Annotated in this window: 1 protein-coding gene (running past one end of the window); it reads right to left on the bottom strand. The window is 69.5% G+C overall.

Annotated elements, in window-relative coordinates; translation table 11 throughout:
• Positions 1-16,880 carry the beginning of a non-ribosomal peptide synthase/polyketide synthase gene (locus T333_RS13410; RefSeq protein ID WP_496424614.1) on the bottom strand. Its footprint begins 20,206 nt before the window's first position, so only the first 16,880 of its 37,086 coding nucleotides appear in the window; its start codon is at positions 16,878-16,880; its stop codon lies off the left edge, out of view.
• Between the last annotated feature and the right edge of the window lie 98 nt (positions 16,881-16,978).

Here is a 16,978-nt window from a genome sequence, read left to right on the forward strand (position 1 = left end):
ATGAACAGCGAAGCGCCGCTGGCGCGGGCGATCTCGTCGAGCGCCGCGATCAGCTCACCGGGGAGCTCGTGATGCAGCGTCGCGCCGCGATGCGAGGCGATCGCCGGACGCGGGCGGTCGGTCGGCAGCGCCAGCTCGTCCGGCACGCCGTCGAGGGCGCGCTGCCAGTACGCCACCTGGCGGGCCAGCAGCGAATCCGCGTCGTCCTCGGAACCGAGAACCTCGCGCTGCCAGACCGCGAAATCGGCGTACTGCACCGCGAGCGGCGACCAGCCGGGCGCGCTGTCCTGGGTGCGAGCCGTGTAGGCCAGCATGACGTCGCGGGTCAGCGGGCCCATGGAGAAGCCGTCGGCGGCGATGTGGTGCACGACGACGACGAGCACGTGCTCGTCCGGTCCCGCGGCGTACAGCCTGGTGCGCAGCGGAACTTGTTCGGCCACATCGAATCCCGCGGTGACGAACTCGGTCACCGCGCCGAGCAGCTCGGCCTGCGGCACCGCGACCGGGTGCAGGTCGAGCGCGATCTCCTCGGCCGGGACGATCACCTGCACCGGCGTGCCGCCGTGCTCGGGGTAGCGCGTGCGCAGCGATTCGTGCCTGCGCACGACGTCGGCGACCGCGAGCCGCAGCGCCTCGACGTCGAGCGCGCCGGACATCCGGATCGCGATCGGCAGGTTGTAGGCGGCCGAGGAGGTGTCGTACTTGTTCAGGAACCACATGCGCTGCTGCGCGTAGGACAGCGGCACCAGTTCGCCGGCGGCGCGCTTGCGCGCGACCAGCGGGGCGCGGCCGTCGCCACCGGTATGCGATTCCACCCGTGCGGCAAGGGCTTCCACGGTGGAGGCCTCGAACAGCGTGCGCACCGGCACCGAAGTGCCGAGCGCCGCGCCGATCCGGGACACCACCCTGGTCGCGATGAGCGAGTTGCCGCCGAGATCGAAGAAGTCGTCGTCCACGCCGACGCGAGGCAGGTCGAGCACCTCGGCGAACACGGCGGCCACCGTCTCCTGCACCGGCGTCACCGGAGCGCGGAAAGCCCTGGCCTTGGCGGCTGGCGCGGGCAGCGCACGGCGGTCCAGCTTGCCGTTGACGGTCAGCGGGATCCATTCCAGGCGCACCATGGCCGCGGGCACCATGTAGGCGGGCAGCCGCTCGGCCGCGCCGGAACGCACCGCGTCCAGGTCGGGGACGACATCGGGTTCGGCGACGACGTAAGCCACGATGCGCTGATCGCCGGGCTGGTCCTCGCGCACGATGACCGCGGACTGGGCGATGCCCGGCTGCGCGAGCACCGCGGCTTCGATCTCGCCGAGCTCGATGCGGAAACCACGCACCTTCACCTGATCGTCGGCCCGACCCAAGTACTCGAGTTCACCGAAGCGGTTCCAGCGCGCGAGGTCGCCGGAGCGGTACAGGCGCGAACCCGCATCGCCCGGGGTCGCCAGCGGGTTGGCCACGAAACGAGCAGCGGTCAGATCGGGGCGGCCGAGGTAGCCGCGCGCCAACTGCGGTCCGGCGACGTACATTTCGCCAGCGACACCGACCGGCACGGGACGCAGCCGGTTGTCGAGCACGTACACGTTCAGGCCCGCGATCGCGCGACCCACGATGCTGCCGGAGGCTGCTTCGATCGTCGCCGCGTCCAGGGCACGGAAGGACACGTGCACCGTGGTCTCGGTAATGCCGTACATGTTGACCAGCACCGGAGCGGAATCGCCATGCCGGGCAACCCAATCCGACAGACGACGCAGCTCCAGTGCTTCACCGCCGAACACCACGTAACGCAGCGACAGCGGCGCGGCATCCGAGGCGGCATTGCGGTCGGCTTCGGCCAATTGGTAGAAGGCCGAGGGCGTCTGGTTGAGGACGGTCACCCGCTCGTCGCGCAACAGCTCCAGGAACTGCTCCGGAGACCGCGAGGTGAAGTAGTCGACAACGACCACCGTGCCGCCGAACAGCAGCGGACCCCACAACTCCCACACCGAGAAGTCGAACGCATACGAGTGGAACAACGTCCACACATCATCCGGACCGAAACCGAAATCACGATCGGTGTTCGCGAACAACCGCACCACGTTCCGATGCGCGACCGCCACACCCTTCGGACGACCCGTCGAACCCGACGTGTAGATCACGTAGGCGACATGGTCGGGGGTCAGCGCGGCGCGGCGATCGGCGTCGGTGATCGGCGCGTCGTCGGCGTCGACCACATTGCCGGTCTCCACCGCGAACCCGTCCAGCACCACCGAGGGCAGACCCGCCGGGATCTCGACCTCGACCGTGGAATCCAGGACCACGCTGGTCGGACGCGAATCCGCCAGCACGTAGGCGATACGGTCGGCCGGATAGGTCGGGTCCACCGGCACGTAACCGGCACCGGTCTTCACGACCGCGAGCAGCGCGACGACCAGATCCAACGACCGCGGCAGGATCACCGCGACCAGCGACTCCGGCCCAGCGCCGTCGTCGATCAGCCTGCGCGCCAAGACATTCGCGCGCTTGTCCAGCTCGGCGTAGCTCAACGAGTCCGCACCGAACCGCGCCGCGACCCGGTGCGGGTGCGCGGCGACCATCTGATCGAACAACTCGACCAGCGTCACACCCGGCTCGGCGAACCGGCCCACACCGGCATCTGCACCCGCCGACACCCAACGCTGCGAGACATCCAGCCGCTCGGCCTCGCCCAGCAGATCGATGTCACCGACGACCATCGACGGGTCCTCGGCCACACCGCGCAGGATGCGCACCAGGCGATCGGCGAACGAGGCGACCGTCTCCGGGTCGAACAACTCGCTCGCGTAGTTCCACGACATCGCCAGCCCACCGTCGCGGGCCTCGCCCACGGTCAGCTGCACGTCGAATTTCGCGGTGCCCGCGTCGAACTCGACGACATCCAGGTCCAAGCCGGGCAGCGCGACGGTGCCCATGTCGGCGGCCGAGGCCGCCTCGAAGGTCAACGCCACCTGGAACAGCGGGTGGTGCGCCTGCGAACGCGCCGGGCTCAGTACGTCCACCAACCGCTCGAACGGCACGTCGGCGTTGGCGAAGGCCGCCAGATCCGTGCGCCGCACCTGCTCGAGCAGATCGCTGAACTTTCCGCCCAGGTCGATCTCGTTGCGCAACACCAGCGTGTTGACGAACATGCCGACCAAGTCGTCCAGGGCACGCTCGCCGCGACCGGCGATCGGGGTGCCGATCGCGATATCGGTGCTGTTGGACAGCCGTGCCGCCCAAGTCGCCAACGCGGCGTGCACGACCATGAACAACGTCACGCCGTGCGCGCGCGCCACATCCTCGAGCGCGCGGTGCAGCTCGGCGTCCACCGAGAAGGCGTGCAGCCCACCGGTGTTCGACGCGATTTCCGGGCGCGGCCGATCCGCGGGCAACTCGATCTGATCCGGCAGATCGCGCAGCTGCTCGGTCCAGTAGGCGATCTGCTTGGCCGCCACCGACTCCGCGTCGTCCTCGGAGCCGAGGACCTCGCGCTGCCACAGCGCGTAGTCGGCGTACTGCACGTCGAGCGGCGCCCAGCCGGGCGCTTCCCCGCCGGCGCGCTCGGTGTAGGCCACCACCACGTCACGCAGCAGCGGACGCAGCGAGAAGCCGTCGGCGCTGATGTGGTGCATGACCAGCACCACGACATGGCTGCGTTCATCGACTGTGAGCAGGTAGGCCCGGAACGGGATCTCGCTGGTCACGTCGAAGTGCACGCTCGCCAGTTCGACGATGCGCGAAGGCAGTTCGGTGCTCGGCACCCATTCCGCGGACAGGTCGAAGCGCACCTCGTCGGCGGGCACGACGCGCTGGTAGCCCGCGCCCTCCACCTCCGGGTAGATGGTGCGCAGCGCCTCGTGGCGGGCGATCACGTCGCGGATCGCGGCCTGCAGCGCGACGGCGTCGAGCTTCCCGGTCAACCGGATGGCGACCGGGATGTTGTTCACCGCGGTGCGGTTGTCGAACCGGTTGAGAAACCACATCCGCTGCTGTGCGAGCGAGAGCGGCACCAGCTCCGGCCTTGGCTGCGCGACCAGCGGCGCCTTCGCTCCCGTACCGGTGGCCGATTCCACCTTGGCGGCCAGCGCGGCGACTGTGGACGCCTCGAACAGGGTGCGCAGCGGGATCTGGGTGTCCAGCGCCTCGCCGAGCCGGGCCGCCACCTGGGTGGCGACCAGCGAGTTGCCGCCGAGACCGAAGAAGTCGTCGTCCAGGCCGACGCGTTCGATGCCGAGCACGTCGGCGAACGCGCTGGCCACGATCTGCTGCACCGGGGTGACCGGCGCCTGGAAGACCTTGGCCTCGAACGTCGGCTCCGGCAGCGCCTTCCGGTCCAGCTTGCCCGAGGTGTTCAGCGGGAACGCGTCGAGCACCACGAAGGCGGCGGGCACCATGTAGGCGGGCAGTTGCTCGGCGAGCGCGGACTTGACGCGCTCGATGTCGATGGCCGTGCCCGGCTTGGCGATGAGGTAGGCCACCAGCTGATCGCCGGTGCGCTCGTCGGTGCGCACCACCACGACCGACTGCGAGACCTCGTCCAGCGCGGTCAGCGCGCCCTCGATCTCGCCGAGCTCGATGCGCAGACCGCGCAGCTTCACCTGGAAGTCGGTGCGGCCCAAGTACTCCAGCTCACCGGCGGGCGTCCAGGCCACCAAGTCGCCGGTGCGGTACATGCGCACGCCGTTGCCGAACGGGTCGGCGACGAAGCGCTCGGTGGTCAGGTCGGGGCGGGTGACGTAGCCGTACGCCAGCTGCGCGCCCGCCAGGTACAGCTCGCCGGGGACGCCGACCGGAACCGGCCGCAGGCGCGAATCCAGCACGTACACCTGGGTGTTGAACACCGGGGCGCCGATCGGCACCGTGACGGTGTCGGCGTCGGTGACCTCGTGGAAGGTCACCTCGACGCCGGCCTCGGTCGGGCCGTACAGGTTGTGCAGTCGCGCGCCGGTCAGCTCGCGCAGGCGCTGCGCGGTGACCGAGGGCAGGCCCTCGCCGGAGGCGAAGACGTTGCGCAGACCGGTGCATTCGGCCGCGCGCGGCTCGACGACGAACAGCGACATCATCGACGGCACGAAGTGCGCCGTGGTGATCTGCTCCTCGATGATCAGCTGGGCGAGGTAGGCCGGGTCGCGGTGGCCGTCCGGCTTGGCGATCACCAAGCGGGCGCCGACCTGCAAGGGCCAGAAGAACTCCCACACCGACACGTCGAACGTCGCCGGGGTCTTCTGCAGGACCACGTCGTCGGCGGCGAGGCCGTACTGCGCGTGACCCCACACCAGGCGGTTGATGATCGCGGCGTGCGAGACCGCGACACCCTTCGGGCGACCGGTCGAACCCGACGTGAAGATCACGTACGCGGTATTGCCGGTGCGCAGCGGCCGGTGCCGGTCCGCGTCGGTGAGCGGCTCGTCGGAGTACGCCGACAGATCCAGCTCGTCGATGCGCACCTGGCGCGCGAGCGCGACACCGAGATCCGCGCCGGAGGTCAGCACGCAGACGGGGCGCGCCGTGTCGAGGATGTGCTCGATGCGCTCGGTCGGGTTGTCCGGGTCCAGCGGCACGTACGCGCCACCGGCCGCGGACACCGCGTACATGCCGACGAGCAGGTCGAGCGAGCGGCGCATACCAAGGGCCACATACGATTCCGGGCCGACGCCGTTCTGCTTGAGCCAGCGCGCAAGCCGGTGCACCCGGCTCGCGAACTCGGCGTAGGACAGACTCGTCCCCTCGAACGTGAGCGCGGTCGCGTCCGGGGTGCGCGCGACCTGCGCCTCGAACAGCGCGACCAGCGTCGCGGCGTCGTCGTCGCCCACCGGCGAGGCCAGTGCCGCGTCCACCGCGAATTCGGTGTCGTTCCACTGCTTCAGCACCAGCGCGCGCTCGGCGGCGTCGAGCAGCTCGATGTCGCCGATCGCGGTGGACGGCGCTGCGGCGATTCCGCGCAGCACGCGAAGGAAGCGAGCGCCGAAGGAATCCGCGAAGGCGGAATCGAAAAGGTCGGTGGCGTAGACGAGTTCGGCGTCCATCTCGGACTCGCCGTCCGGGATCTCGCTCAGCGTGAGCTGCATGTCGAACTTGGCCGTCGGCTGATCGATGCCCAGTTCGGACACGGTCAGGCCGGGCAGCTCCAGCGAGGTGCGGCCGATGTTCTGGAACGTGAGCATCACCTGGAACAGCGGATGCCGCGCCTGCGAACGGGCCGGGTTGAGCACCTCGACCAGCCGCTCGAACGGCACGTCCGCGTGCGCGAACGCCTGCAGGTCGCGCTCGCGGACCTGGGCGAGCAGGTCGGTGAACGAGGCGGCGGTGTCGATCTGGGTGCGCAGCACCAGGGTGTTGACGAACATGCCGACGAGGTCGTCGAGCGCCTGCTCGCCGCGGCCCGCCACCGGGATGCCGATGGCGATGTCGTCGGCGCCGGACAGGCGCGAGAGCAGCGTCGCGAAGGCGCTGTGCACCACCATGAACAGCGTGGTGCCGTGCGCGTGCGCGACCCGGTTCAGCTCGTCGATCAGCTCGCCGGGCACCCGGAAGCGGTGCGTACCGGCCTGATAGGAGGCCACGGTCGGGCGCGGCTTGCCGGGCAGGCGCAACTCGTCGGGCAGATCGGCGAGCGCCGTACGCCAGTAGTCGAGCTGCTCGGAGATGAGCGAGGTGGGATCGTCCTCGTCGCCGAGGGTTTCGCGCTGCCAGAGCGCGAAATCGACGTACTGGACGGCCAGCGGCGGCCAGCCCGGTTCGGAGTTCGACGTGCGCGCCACGTAGGCGGTCATCAGGTCGCGCACCAGCGGCCGCATGGAGAAGCCGTCGGCGGCGATGTGGTGCACCACGACCGCGAGCACGTAATCGCGCTCGCCCAGTTCGTAGATGCGCAGCCGCACCGGCGGCTCGGCGGTGACGTCGAAGCCGCGGTTGACGAATTCGTAGAGCGCGCCGTACATCTCGGTCTGGTCGACCTCGACGACGTCCAGCTCCGGAATGGCGCGGATGGACGGAAGCACCCGCTGGTACGGGACGCCCTCGTGCGACGGGTAGACGGTGCGCAGCGACTCGTGCCGCGCGATCACGTCGCCGAGCGCGCCGCGCAGCGCGCTCAGATCGAGCAGACCGCGCAGCCGGACGGCGGCCGGGATGTTGTAGGTGCCCGCCGCCGCGCCCGGCTCGGTGCCGAGATCGAAGCGGTTGAGGAACCACATCCGCTGCTGCGCCAGCGACAGCGGCGGGTGCTCGGGACGGGTCCGCGCGCTGAGCGCTTGGCGCACACCGGTTCCCGCGTGCGATTCGACGCGGGCCGCCAGCGCGGCGACCGTGGGCGCCTCGAACAGCGTGCGCACGCCGACCTCGGCGTCCAGCGCCTTGCTCAGCCGGGCCGCGACCTGTGTCGCGACCAGCGAGTTGCCGCCGAGTTCGAAGAAGTCGTCGTCCACGCCGACGCGGTCGACGCCGAGCAGGTCGGCGAAGATGTCCGCGACGATCTCCTCGATCGGGGTGGACGGCGCACGGAAGCTCTTGGCCTCGAAGACCGGCGCGGGCAGCGCCTTACGGTCCAGCTTGCCGCTGGCGTTGAGCGGGAAGGCGTCCAGCACGACCAGCGCCGCGGGCACCATGTACCCGGGCAGCGCCGCGGCGAGGCCGGACTTGACCGCCGTGCTGTCCACGACGGAATCCGGTTCGGCGACAACGTAACCCACCAGCTGATCACCGGCGTGCGGATCGGTGCGCACCACCACCACCGACTGCGCGACACCCGGCTGCGCCAGCAGCGCCGCCTCGATCTCGCCCAGCTCGATACGCAGACCACGCAGCTTCACCTGGAAGTCGGTGCGGCCCAGATACTCCAGCTCGCCCTGCTTGGTCCAGGCGACCAAGTCACCCGTGCGGTACATACGCGAACCAGCGGCGCCGTAAGGGTTGGCGACGAAACGATCCGAGGTCAAATCGCTGCGGCTCAGGTAGCCCAACGCCAGCTGATCACCCGCCAGATACAGCTCACCCGCGACACCCGGCGCCACCGGGTGCAAACGCGAATCCAGCACGAAAACCCTGGTGTTCCACACCGGACGGCCGATCGGCACCGACACCACGTCGGCGTCCACGACCTCGTGGTAGGTCACGTCGACCGCGGCCTCGGTCGGGCCGTACAGGTTGTGCAGACGCGCACCGGTCAGCTCACGCAGACGCTGCGCGGTCGGCGCGGGCAGCGCCTCACCGGAGGCGAACACCTGACGCAGGCGCGGCGCGGGCACGGTCGCGGCGTCGCCGTTCTCGTTGCCCAGCGTGGAGACGAACACCGACAGCATCGACGGCACGAAATGCGCCGTGGTGATGCCCTGTTCGGCGATGATCTGCGCGAGGTACACCGGGTCGCGGTGGCCGTCCGGCTTCGCGACGACCAGGCGAGCGCCGGTCTGCAAGGGCCAGAAGAACTCCCACACCGACACGTCGAAGGTGGCGGGAGTCTTCTGCAGCACGGCGTCGTCGGCGCCGATCGGGTACTCGTGCTGCATCCACAGCAGGCGGTTCACGATCGCGGCATGGCTGACCGCCACGCCCTTCGGCCGACCGGTCGAACCGGAGGTGAAGATGACGTAGGCGGTGTTGCCCGGCCGCAGCGGGCGCACCCGCTCGGCGTCGGTGATCGGCGCACCGGAAATCTGCGCCGAGCTCGGCAGGTCCTCGACGTATCGGGCGTCGACCGCGCCGTCGGTGACGAACCCGTCGCGGCGGGTGGTCAGCAGCAGGCTGGGCCGCGCGGTGTCGAGGATGTGACCGATACGGTCGGCGGGCTGATCGGGGTCCAGCGGCACGTAGGCCGCGCCCGTCTGCAGCACCGCGTACATGGCGACGACCAGCTCGGTCGAACGCCGCATGGCAAGCGCCACCAGCGATTCCGGGCCGACGCCGGAGGCGATCAGCTCCCTGGCGATGCGGTTGGCGCGCTCCTGGAGCTCGCGATAGGTGAGCTGTTCGTCCTCGTAGACCAGCGCCATGGCGTCCGGGCTCGCCGCCGCCTGCGCGTCGAACAGCGAGACCAGCGTCTCGGTGGGCACCGCGTGGTCGGTGTCGTTCCAGTCGACGAGCACCTGCGCGTGTTCCTCGGGCGCGAGCAGATCGATGTCGCCGATCGGCACGTCCGGGTTCGCGATGACGGCCGCCAGGATGCGGTCCAGGCGGCGCGCGAAGGCGGCCACCGTCGACTCGTCGAAAAGGTCGAGCGCGTAGGAGAACTCGGCCGACATGCCCGCGGCCTCGCCCAGCTCGTCCTGGGTCTCCTGCAGGGTCAGCTGCAAGTCGAACTTGGCCAGGCGGGCGTCGTAGTCGATGCCGTTGACCGAGAGGCCCGGCAGCTGCAGGGTGGCCTGCTTGGTGTTCTGGAAGGCCAGCATCACCTGGAACAGCGGGTGCCGCGCCTGCGAGCGGGCGGGGTTGAGCACCTCGACCAGCCGCTCGAACGGCACGTCGGAATGCGCGAACGCCTGCAGGTCGGTTTCCCTGGCCCGGTCGAGCAGTTCGGCGAAGGTGCCCGCGCCATCCACCTCGGTGCGCAGCACGAGGGTGTTGACGAACATGCCGATCAGGTCGTCGAGGGCGGCCTCACCGCGACCCGCGACCGGCGTGCCGATGGCGATGTCGGAGGTGCCGCTGGCCCGCGCGAGCAGCACCGCGAGGGCGCTGTGCATGACCATGAACAGCGAGGCGTTGTAGCGGCGGCCCAATTCCACAAGGGCGCGCTGGGTTTCGCCGGAGATCACGAACGCGTAGGTGCCGCCCTGGTAGGAGGCGACCGCGGGACGCGGATGATCGGACGGCAGCACCAGCTCGTCGGGCAGGTCGGCGAGTTCGCGCGTCCAGTAGCTGATCTGGCTGGAGATCAGCGAACGCGGGTCGTCCTCGGAGCCGAGGATCTCGCGCTGCCAGAGCGCGTAATCGGCGTACTGGACCGGCAATTCGGCCCAGGTCGGCGCTTCCCACGTGGTGCGCGCCGCGTACGCGACGATGACGTCGCGCGACAGCGGCCCCATCGACCAGCCGTCGGCGGAGATGTGGTGCACCACCATGCCGAGCACGTACTCGGTCTCGCTGATCTCGAAAAGCCGTGCGTGCAGCGGTACTTCGCTGGTCACGTCGAAGGCCATGGTGGCCAGGTCGATCAGATGCTCGAGCAGGGTCTCCTCGGTCACCCGGTACGGGGTGAGGTCCGGCACGATCTGCGCCGCGTCGAGGACCACCTGCACCGGGCCGCTCCCGGTCTCCGGGAAGACGGTGCGCAGCGACTCGTGCCGGTCGATCACGTCGATGACCGCGACCTGCAGCGCGGCCACGTCCAGCTCACCGGAGAGACGGATGGCGACCGGAATGTTGTTGACCGCCGAGGAGGTGTCGAAGCGGTTCAGGAACCACATGCGCTGCTGAGCGAGCGACAGCGGCACCTCTTCGGGCCGCTCGCGCGCGACCAGCGCCTTGCGCGCGCCGTCGCCCGCCTGCGATTCCACGCGGGCGGCGAGTGCGGCGACGGTGGGCGCCTCGAAGAGCATGCGCACCGGGACGCGGGTGTCCAGTGCGATGCCGACACGGGAGGCGACCTGGGTGGCGATCAGCGAGTTGCCGCCGAGGTCGAAGAAGTCGTCGTCGACGCCGACGCGGGGCAGGTCGAGCACGTCGGCGAAGACCTGGGCGACGATCTCCTCGATCGGCGTTGCGGGAGCGCGGAATTCGCGCACCTCGAACACCGGCGCGGGCAGCGCGCGGCGGTCCAGCTTGCCGTTGACGGTCAGCGGGATCGCGTCGAGCGCCATGAACGCCGAGGGCACCATGTAGGCGGGCAGCCGGTCCGAGGCGGCGCGGCGGACGTCGTCGAGGTCGAGCTCGATACCGGGTTCGGCGACGACATAGGCGACGATGCGCTGGCCGCCGGGCTGGTCCTCGCGCACGATGACCGCGGACTGGGCGATACCGGGCTGTTCGAGGATGGCGGCTTCGATCTCGCCGAGCTCGATGCGGAAACCACGCACCTTCACCTGATCGTCGGCGCGACCCAAGTACTCGAGTTCACCGAAGCGGTTCCAGCGCGCGAGGTCGCCGGAGCGGTACAGGCGCGAACCCGCGCTGGCGGCATCGGCGAGGGGGTTGGCCACGAAGCGGGTCGTGGTGAGGTCGGGGCGGCCGAGGTAGCCACGCGCCAATTGCGGTCCGGCGACGTACATTTCGCCGACCACGCCGACCGGGACCGGCTGGAGCCGGTTGTCCAAGACGTAGACGCTCAGACCGGAGATGGCGCGGCCGACGATGCTGCCGGAGGCGGCCTCGATGGTCGCGGCGTCCAGGGCACGGTAGGACACGTGCACCGTGGTCTCGGTGATGCCGTACATGTTCACCAGCACCGGAGCGGAATCGCCATGCCGGGCGACCCAATCCGACAGACGACGCAGCTCGAGCGCTTCACCGCCGAATACCACATAACGCAGCGACAGCGGCGGCGCGGCGGGTCCCGCGGCACGGTCGGCCTCGGCGAGCTGGTAGAACGCCGAGGGCGTCTGGTTGAGGACGGTCACGCGCTCGTCGCGCAGCAGTTCCAGGAACTGCTCCGGAGACCGCGAGGTGAAGTAGTCGACAACGACCACCGTGCCGCCGAACAACAGCGGACCCCACAACTCCCACACCGAGAAGTCGAACGCATACGAGTGGAACAACGTCCACACATCATCCGGACCGAAACCGAAATCACGATCGGTATTCGCGAACAACCGCACCACGTTCCGATGCGCGACCGCCACACCCTTCGGACGACCCGTCGAACCCGACGTGTAGATCACGTAGGCGACGTTGTCGGGGTTCAGCGGCGCGGAGCGGTCCGCGTCGGTGATCGGAGTATCAGCGAAACCGTGTGCTGCGGTGGCGAATTCGTCCAGGACCACGGTGGGCAGTTCGTCCGGAACGGCCACGTCCACCGAGGAATCGATGACGACGCTGGCCGGACGCGAATCCGCCAGCACGTACGCGATACGGTCGGCCGGATACGTCGGGTCCACCGGCACGTAACCGGCACCGGTCTTCACCACGGCGAGCAGCGCGACGACGAGCTCGATCGAGCGCGGCAGGATCACCGCGACCAGCGACTCCGGGCCCGCGCCGTCGGCGATCAGCCTGCGCGCCAAGACATTCGCGCGCTTGTCGAGCTCGGCATAGGTCAGCGACTCCGCGCCGAACCGCGCGGCGACGTGCTCGGGGTAGGCGGCGACCGCCTGGTCGAACAGCGCGACCAGGGTGGTTTCGGGGTCGGCGAAACGCCCGGTGCCGCCGTCCGTGCCGGAGGACACCCAGTCGCGCGACACCGCGAGCCGCTCGTCGGCGGCGAGAACATCGATTTCGCCGACGACGACCGCCGGATCGGCGACGACGCTGCGCAGGATGCGCACGAAGCGCTCGGCGAAGGAGGCCACCGTCTCGGTGTCGAACATGTCGGTGGCGAACTGCACCGCCGCCGTCATGCCCTCGGGCTCGCCGTTGCCGCCGCGCTCCTCGGTGATGGTCCACTGCAGGTCGAACTTGGCGATGTCGACCTCGAGCTCGGTGGCGGTCACCGAAAGCCCGGGTAGTTCGAGCGCGCCGTGCGCCATCTCCTGGAAGGAGAGCATCACCTGGAACAGCGGGTGCCGCGCCTGCGAGCGAGTCGGGTTGAGCACATCGACGAGCCGCTCGAACGGCACGTCGGCGTAGGCGAACGCCGCGAGGTCGGTTTCCCTGGTGCGGGCGAGGAAGTCGGCGAAGGACACGCCGCTGTCCACGTCGGAGCGCAGCACCAGCGTGTTGACGAACATGCCGATCAGGTCGTCGAGCGCCTGCTCGCCGCGGCCCGCGATCGGGGTGCCGATCGCGATGTCGCTGGTGCCCGACAGGCGACCGAGCAGCACCGCGAGCGAGGCGTGCACGACCATGAAGAGGCTGACGCCCTGCGCGCGCGCCAATCCCGCGAGGGCGGTGTGCAATTCGGCGTCGATGTCGAAGCGCACCGTGCTGCCGCGGAAGCTCTGCACGGGCGGACGCGGCCGGTCGGTGGGCAGGTCCAGCTGGTCGGGAAGACCGCCGAGCTGGCGACGCCAGTAGGCGATCTCACGGGCGGCCATCGAACCCGGATCGGCTTCCGAGCCGAGCAGTTCGCGTTGCCAGATGCTGTAGTCCTGGTACTGCACCGGCAGCGGCGACCACGCGGGCGCCTCACCGGCGGCCCGCGCCAGATACGCGGTGGCCACATCCCGCGAAAGCGGGCCGAAGGAGAAACCGTCGGCCGCGATGTGATGCACCACGAAGGCGACAGCGTGATCGGGCGTTCCGTTGGTCGACCCGCCGGTCACCTGGTAGATCCGCACCCGGATCGGCAGCTCGCGCGCCACATCGAAGCCCGTGCTGGCGAATTCGGTGAGCACACCGGACAACTCGGATTCGTCGATGGCCTGCACCGAGATCGCCAAGTTGATCTCGTCGTCCGGCACGACCTGCTGGTAGCCGCCGTCACCGGACTCCGGGAACACGGTGCGCAGCGACTCCTGCCGCGCCATCACATCGTTGAGCGCCGCCTCGAGCGCCGGGATGTCGACATGTCCGCGCAACCGCACCACGAACGGCAAGTTGTAAGTCGGCGCCGACGGATCGAACTGGTTGATGAACCACATCCGCTGCTGCGCCAACGACAGCGGCACGCGGGCGGGCAGCTGCTGAGCCACCAGCGGCGGACGCGAACCCTCGCCCGGCCCCGCGGTCTCCGCGCGCGCGGCAAGACCGGCCACCGTCGGCGTCTCGAACAACGCGCGCACCCCGAGCTGGATGCCGAACGCCGCACCGATCCGCGACACCACCTGGGTCGCGACCAGCGAGTTACCACCCAGATCGAAGAAGTTGTCGTCGATACCGATCTGCTGCTGGCTCAGCACATCGGCGAAGATCCCGGCCACGATCTGCTCGGCCTGCGTGCGCGGCGCGCGATAACCGGCGTCCGCGGCGAACACCGGCTCCGGCAACGCCTTTCGATCCAGCTTGCCGGAAGTGTTGAGCGGGAACGCCTCCAACACCATCACCGACGCGGGCACCATGTAGCTGGGCAACTGCTCGGAGGCGAAGCGCGTCAGCTCCGCCGGATCGATCGAATGACCCGGCGCGGGAACCACATACGCCACCAGCTGCTGACCGGTCGCGGTATCGACCACCAGCACCGCGGACTGGCTCACCGCCGGGTGCGCCAGCGTCACGGTCTCGATCTCACCCAGCTCGATCCGCTGACCGCGGAACTTCACCTGGAAGTCGGTACGACCGATGTACTCCAACGTGCCAGCGGGGCTCCACCGCACCAGGTCGCCGGTGCGGTACATGCGCTCACCGTTCGTGCCGAACGGGTTGGCCACGAAGCGATCCGAGGTCAGGTCGGGGCGACCGCGATAACCGCGGGCCAGCTGACGCCCGCCCAGGTACAACTCACCGGGGGCGCCGATCGCGGCCGGACGCAACCGCGAATCCAGCACGTAGACCTCGACGTTCCACTCCGGGATGCCGATCGGCACCGTCACCGTGTCGGCGGCGGTGGCCTCCCAGTAGGTCACCGAGACCGCGGCCTCGGTGGGTCCGTACAGGTTGTGCAGGCCAGCGGAGGTGATCGCGCGGAAGCCCGCGGCCGTCTCCGGCGGCAGCGCCTCGCCGATCACGAACACCGCGCGCAGCGTCGCGCACTGCTCGGCGGTGGCGTGCGCGACGAACACCGTCAGCATCGAGGGCACGAAGTCGGTGACCGTCACGCCGTGGCGCTGGATCATCTGCGCCACGTACAGCGGGTCGCGGTGCCCGTCCGGGGCGGCGACGACCAGCTTCGCGCCGACCATCAACGGCAGGAAGTAACCCCACAGCGACACGTCGAAGGTGGTCGCGGTCTTCTGCAGGTAGACGTCGGCGGCGGTGAGCCGGTACTCGTCCAGCATCCACAGCTGCTGGTTGACGATCGCGTGATGGGTGACCGCCACGCCCTTCGGGCGACCCGTGGAACCGGAGGTGTAGATGACGTAGGCGGTGTTGGCCGGGCGCAGCGGCGCCAACCGGTCCGCGTCGGTGACCGGCGCGTCGGAGAACTCCGACACATCCAGGGTGTCGATCTCGACTCGCCGCACCGTTTCCGGCAGTTCCAGATCGTCGTGCGAGAGCGTCAGCACGCACACCGGATCGGCGGATTCGAGGATGTAGGCGGTGCGATCGGCCGGATGATCCGGATCGATCGGCACATACGCGCCACCGGCCTTGAGCACCGCGTGCATGCCGATGACCAGTTCCAGCGAACGCCGCATACCCAAAGCCACCAGCGACTCCGGGCCCACACCGTCGGCGATGAGGAACCGCGCCAGCCGGTTGACCCGCGCGCCGAACTCGGCGTAGGTCAGCGTTTCGCCCTCGAAATCGAGGGCGATGTTGTCCGGAGTCAGCGGGATCTGGGCGTCCAGCAACGCCGCCAAGGTGGTCTCGGGAACGTCCTGTTCGGCGTCGTTCCACTCCACCAGCGTGGTCTCGCGCTCGGCTTCGGTGGTGACCGGCAGCTCCCAGACGCGCGCGTCGGCGTCGGCGGCCAGGAACCGGTCGAAGAACTCCAGGAACCGGCCGTGGTGGGCGCGCGCCTCGTCGGCGGTGTAGAGATTCGGGTTGGTCTCGAAGTCGATGTGCGAGCTGGTGCCCGACTGATAGAAATTGACGCCCAGGTCGTCGATGCTGCCGGTGGACAGCACGTGCATCCGACCGGCCATCGGGCCGAGCATCATCTCGCTGGTGAACAGCATGATGTTGACCCACGGGCCGAAGAACTGCGTGGCCACCATGCCGTCACCGGCCGCGTCGCGACGGATGTCCTCGTGCCGGTAGCGCTGGTGCCGCAGCGCGCCGGACACCTCGATCTGCACCGACTTCAGCAACTCGGCGACGGTCGTGTCGTGCCCGACGCGCAGCCGCAGCGGCACGATGTTGGAGGCCACACCGCCGGAACGGCGCATGGTCGCGGTGGTGCGCGCGGTCACCGGCAGGCTGAGGATCACGTCCTCGGCGCCGGTCAGCTGGGCGAGGTAGGTCGCGAAACCGGCGATGAGCAGACCGGCGGGCGAGTTGTCGTGGCGGGCGACGGCCTCGGCGAGCAGCGCGTCCTGAACCGGCGACAGCGCGGCGCTGGAGATCCCGTTGACCGGCGCGGGCGGGGCCGAACGACCGGCCAGACTGGAGCCCTCTTCGAGCCCGGCGACCCGCTCGGCCCAGTGCTGCTTGTCGGCCTGGAAGCGGGAGCTGTCGCGGTAGGCGATCTCCGACTCGTAGAGCGTCTTCAGGTCGGCGGCCTTGGCCGGTTTCGGCTCTTCGCCGTTGACCGCGGCCGTGTAGTGCGCGGCGATCCGGGACATGAAGGTGATCGCGCCGAAGCCGTCGAGCACGATGTGGTGCGCGCGCGAGTACCAGAACCAGCGCGCGTCCTCGAGCCGCAGGGCGGCGGCGCGGACCAGGCGGTCGCCGACGATGTTCAGCGGGCGGCTGTACTCGGCGCGCATCCACTCGGCGGCCGCGGCCTCCGGGTCCTCGGCATCGCGCAGGTCGACGTACTCCAGCGTGGCGTCCTGCGTGGGGTCGACGGTCTGGAACGGCTGACCGTCGAGCTCGACGACCTTCAGGAAGCCGGAGCCGAGCTCCAGCGCGGCCTCGCGGCTGGCACGCTCCAGCGCGGCGAGATCGAGCTCACCCCGCAGGTCGACATATTGTGCGATATTGATCGGCACCTGCGGATCGACGTGCTGGGCATACCAGATGCCCAGCTGTGCGGGCGACAGCGGGAAGAATTCGCCACCAGCTTCGCCGTTCCCGCCGAAATCCAGCCGGTCCAACCGTAACCTCGCTTCCGGAACACCACGCAAGCGCTCCCCGACGACACCCGGACAGGACGCACACCTTTCACAGCGTGGCGCCTGCGTCCCCGGGTTCA

It is taken from the genome of Nocardia sp. CNS-044 (assembly GCF_059570515.1).